Origin of the sequence: Sphingomonas sp. FUKUSWIS1 (assembly GCF_000733135.1) — a bacterium.
Lineage (GTDB): Bacteria > Pseudomonadota > Alphaproteobacteria > Sphingomonadales > Sphingomonadaceae > Sphingomonas > Sphingomonas aerolata.
The window spans coordinates 1-1,344 of the sequence record NZ_JPJC01000237.1 but is presented as its reverse complement, the minus strand read 5'-3'; the positions used below and the strand labels follow the sequence as shown (position 1 = coordinate 1,344).

Here is a 1,344-nt window from a genome sequence, read left to right as displayed (position 1 = left end):
GCTGGGCCGCGGGGGTCGAGCGGCTGGCGATGTTGCTCGACGAGCCGGCGGCGGCCGGGATCGACGCGGTGGTCGTGCCGATGGGTGCCGCGGCCGAAGCGCGCGCGACCGGCATCGTCGCGGACCTGCGGCGTGCGGGCGTCGCGGTCGAGATGGCGTACAAGGGCAAGATGAAGGCGCGGATGGCGAAGGCGGATGCGCTCGGCGCGCGGTTTGCGATCATCCTTGGCGATGACGAACTCGCCAAGGGCGTGGGCGCGGTGAAAGCGCTCGCGACCGGCACGCAGACCGAGGTCGCGTTCGCCGATCTGGCGGAGGCGCTGCGTTGAGCCTCCCCGTCATCCCGGCGCAGGCCGGGATCCAGCGCCATGAAGGCTGCGCCCGGTCACCCTGGATCCCAGCTTTCGCTGGGATGACGCAAGAGGGAGCGTCCGCATGACCCAGATCTCCCCGGACCGCATCCGCGCGATCGAGGCGCGGCGGGACGAGTTGCAGGCGCTGATGTCGACCGGCGACCTGCCGTCGGATCGCTTCGTCGCGGTGTCGAAGGAATATGCCGAGCTCGAACCCGTCGCGCAGGCCGCGACCGAGGTGCGGCGGTTGCGGCAGGAGGCCGAGAGCCTCGCCTTCATGGCCGAGGATGCCGATGACGAGCTGCGCGCGATGGCGTCGGAGGAATTGCACGAGAATCGCACGCTGCTCGAGACCGCGGACCGCAAGCTCGCGCTCGCGTTGCTGCCGCGCGATTCCGCGGATGAGCGCTCGGCGATGCTCGAGGTGCGCGCGGGTACGGGCGGGGACGAGGCGGCGCTGTTCGCGGGCGATCTGTTCCGGATGTACCAGCGTTATGCCGAATCGCAGGGCTGGCGGGTCGAGCTGATCTCCGGATCGTCGTCCGACGCGGGCGGCTTCAAGGAAGTCGTCGCCAGCGTCACGGGGCAGGGCGTGTTCGCGAAACTCAAGTTCGAGAGCGGCGTCCACCGCGTCCAGCGCGTGCCCGCGACCGAGGCGGGCGGCCGGATCCACACCTCGGCGGCGACCGTCGCGGTGCTGCCCGAGGCGGAGGAGGTCGACGTCAAGATCGACGACAAGGACCTGCGCATCGACGTCTATCGCTCGTCCGGGCCGGGCGGTCAGTCGGTCAACACGACCGACTCTGCCGTGCGGATCGTGCACATCCCGACCGGGCTGACGGTGATCCAGCAGGACGAGAAGTCGCAGCACAAGAACAAGGCCAAGGCTTTGCGCGTGCTGCGGACGCGGCTCTACGAGGCGGAGCGCGACCGGCTGCATGCCGAGCGCGCGGGCGCGCGCAAATCGATGGTCGGGTCGGGCGATCGATCG

Annotated in this window: 2 protein-coding genes; both read left to right on the top strand. The window is 70.3% G+C overall.

Annotated features, from left to right (window positions below; translation table 11 throughout):
- The coding region (locus sphsw_RS14775; RefSeq protein WP_031441293.1) for a His/Gly/Thr/Pro-type tRNA ligase C-terminal domain-containing protein at positions 1 to 329 on the top strand (329 nt) is incomplete at its 5' end.
- A gap of 106 nt (positions 330 to 435) precedes the next feature.
- Positions 436 to 1,344, top strand: a 909-nt coding sequence (prfA, locus tag sphsw_RS14770) for a peptide chain release factor 1 (RefSeq protein ID WP_031441292.1), incomplete at its 3' end; no start/stop codon positions are given.